Consider the following 3,023-nt stretch of genomic DNA (forward strand, 5'->3'; position numbering starts at 1 on the left):
TTGCAGAAAGCATCCGAATAGATGACTCTCAAAAACAAAATTGACAAGCAATCCTTTTAAGGAAAAGGACACACTCACAAAAACCACACCCCAATTCAACCCCTCCCAGGGAACCCAACAGCACAAATACCATCAGGCTTGAGGCATACTGGCAATCATTGACTATAAAGAAGTAGTACAAACACGCTCTTGAGTTCTCAAACCACCACCACACACAAAACAACCCGAACACCCGTAAAACCATTGAAATGGAAGGAATCCGAACCGCTCAGCGGCAGCGAATGAATAACTTACACGAAACCAAAAACAAACGCAAACCCACCCCACAACAGCACCACCAAAACCCTTGGAAACACTAGCCTCCACCGGCGTGTCGAAAACACCAAAAACAAGCCACAACAGCACCAACAAAACACCAACAAGCACGACACATCGCCCTAAAAATTGTCTCGTATCGGCGTGTCGTTAGGACTCACCCACAGCGCGACGTTTCTCAGTCACGCCAATCAGTTGGAAGCGGCCTGCTGAATTTCACTTACTCCCTGACGCAACAATGCAGCCAGGGATTCCTGCGTGGCGAGTACCTCGTCCACAAAACCTCCCGCGGACAGGCTCGCGACGACTTCCCCGGTCGCGGAATCCAGAATCGGCACGCCAACGGCACCGATGCCCAACGTCACGTCCTCATCCGACAGCGCATACCCACGTTCCCTAGTCAAGGCGATGTCCTCGCGCAACTGTTCGGCCGTGACCAGCGTGTTCTCGTTATAGGCCGGGAACGGTGCGGCCTGCAGGTATCGTTCGGCGCGCTCGTCGTTGAAATGCGCAAGCGTGATGCGTCCCGCCGCGCCGGCATGCAATGGCAGTACACGCCCCGGCCGCAGAATCACCGAATCGATGGCATGGCCCTGCGCACACTCCACGCATACCGTCTCATCGCCGGCAGCTACCGTCAAGAACGAAGTCATGCCTGTGGCCGCAGTGATGCGTTCCATCACCGGCCGCGCTCCGGACCATTCCGTACGCGAAGCCCGCGCGGCATCGGCCAGACGCAGCCAGGTCAGGGACAGCGCATAGTTGCCGTCCTCATCCGTAGTCACCCAGTCCACATCCGCGAGGCCATCCAGCACACGGTAGACAGAGGAACGCGGGATGCCGCACACGTCCGCGATATCGGCGGGCGACAGACCACCTTCCCTGGCCAGCGCCTCCATAACGCGGCTCGCCTTGTCCAACGCCCTCGTGGGTTCTCGTTTATCGTCCGCCATCGTCAGCGCCCTTTCTGTGTTGTGGCTACTGTGAAACGTTTTGTTCGACCATTCCGTCGATTCTCGGGGAGTTCTTTCGACGTGCCGCGCCGAAAAGGACACGTCGTCGCGGATCTGCGGGATTCCGACCGCTACCGTTCAGTTCGGCATACGTTCGTTGGCTGAATTGCGGTTCGTCTCCCCGTTATCGGCCTATCGTCAATCTTCGAGGCCAAGGCCCAGGTAATCGCCGAAGTAGCCCAGGCCTCGTGAAATCTCGCGACCGGCGGACTGCACCAAACGAACCATTGCATCGGCTCCATCGGCGTCCAAACCGGCGCTTGACTGATCAGTAGGATTCATCTTCGCATTGCGAACAGAGGCACCGACTTTGCGGACATCAGCAGCGCCTGAACCTACCGTCGTCGCGGCACCGGCCTCTGACGGCGATTGCAGGGCACTCAGGCCCGTTTCCAGCGATCGGGACAGTCCTCCGAGCACCACGGCGGCCTGCACCTCACCGGCATGGTTGAACACCGGAACACCAATGGTCACCGATCCGGCCAGCGTCTGGCCGACATCGAACGCGAATCCTGCATCCCGAACCATACGGGCACGTTCCACCGCATTGACGCGCATGGTGGAGAAGGTGCCGCCCATCTCGTTGGTGTAGGCGTAATGCTCCAGCAACTGGTCGTACCGTTCTGCGTCCAGCCACGATACGAGCACCAGCGAGGGCGCCCCCACGCTGATGGGCACACTATTCCCCACCAGTTGTCCGTAACTTTGCAGCGCCTCCCTGGTACGGGTCTCGATGCATACGCTGCGCAGACGCCGTCGCACGAACAGCCCCCACACGCCGAACTGGCCTCGATGGGCACGGAACACCCGGCGAGCAATTTGCTGGATGTCCAAGCCGCTTTCGATTTGTCCACCGATTCGTACGCATGCGATGCCCAGACGATATTCGCCACGATTCAGACCACGCTCGACCCATCCGGCAGCGGACAAATTGTCCAGCAAACGATATGTGGAACTGACCGGTTCACCGGTGCATTCACTGATGGCACGGACAGTGCTCGGCCCATGTGACAACACATCCAGTACCGCCTTGGACTTTACCAATGCCTCGACACTGCGATCATCGCGGCCTTGCGCAACCATGCGCGTCACCTCCCCGCCGAAGTTCCCAATTCCATAATCATCCTACCGGAATAATGGGAATACGCGGTTATGGATACGAAAAAGGGGAGGGAACTCATTTCAATTCCCTCCCCTTTCGAAAGCTAGTTGTAATGGGCGTCTATACACGTACAAGGAGGAGTGCCTTCTGTCTGATTTTCGTCGAGGGTTGTTCTTGTGTTTGTCCGTGTATGCGCAGGGTTCTCTGGGTGTCAGTACCCGCCTGGTTTCTTGGATATGTGGGAGGTCTCTTGGGACCGTGTGTTCTGGGTTTTTTGTTTGGTTTTGTTGAACCGAGATTGACATGTCCCTTTGTTCCCGGCTCCCCCTTGTCGGTGAAACCAATTGAGAGGCGATCAGACATGGACTCATGCCGATCCCGGTCCAGCGGGGTTTCTTGTTTTGGTGTGTTCGCCTGGTTATGGAGGGGGGTCCCGGGGGCGTGTCCGTTTCGGTTGGGATAGGCCGGTGATATGGGTGGAGCCCCGGTACCGTGTGGGTATCGGGGCTCCTGTAACGTGTGAATGCGGCGGTGTGCTACTCTCCCACACCCTGTCGGGTGCAGTACCATCGCCGTGCCAGGCCTTAGCTTCC

General features: G+C 57.6%; 2 protein-coding genes. Both read right to left on the bottom strand.

The window, feature by feature from the left end:
* Positions 1 to 506: 506 nt before the first annotated feature.
* Positions 507 to 1,268 (bottom strand): IclR family transcriptional regulator, encoded by a 762-nt coding sequence (locus JS536_RS11660; protein ID WP_214357061.1) that lies wholly within the window; start codon positions 1,266 to 1,268, stop codon positions 507 to 509.
* 198 nt (positions 1,269 to 1,466) lie between these two features.
* Positions 1,467 to 2,411, bottom strand: a complete 945-nt coding sequence (locus JS536_RS11665; protein ID WP_240544388.1) for an IclR family transcriptional regulator C-terminal domain-containing protein — start codon at positions 2,409 to 2,411, stop codon at positions 1,467 to 1,469.
* Between the last annotated feature and the right edge of the window lie 612 nt (positions 2,412 to 3,023).

It is taken from the genome of Bifidobacterium sp. SO4, from assembly GCF_018555355.1.
GTDB lineage: Bacteria > Actinomycetota > Actinomycetes > Actinomycetales > Bifidobacteriaceae > Bifidobacterium > Bifidobacterium miconisargentati.

Excerpts from the sequence above, each read along its gene's own strand:
- JS536_RS11660 (WP_214357061.1), bottom strand. The coding sequence starts at position 1,268 with ATGGCGGACGATAAACGAGAACCCACGAGGGCGTTGGACAAGGCGAGC.
- JS536_RS11665 (WP_240544388.1), bottom strand. The coding sequence starts at position 2,411 with ATGGTTGCGCAAGGCCGCGATGATCGCAGTGTCGAGGCATTGGTAAAG.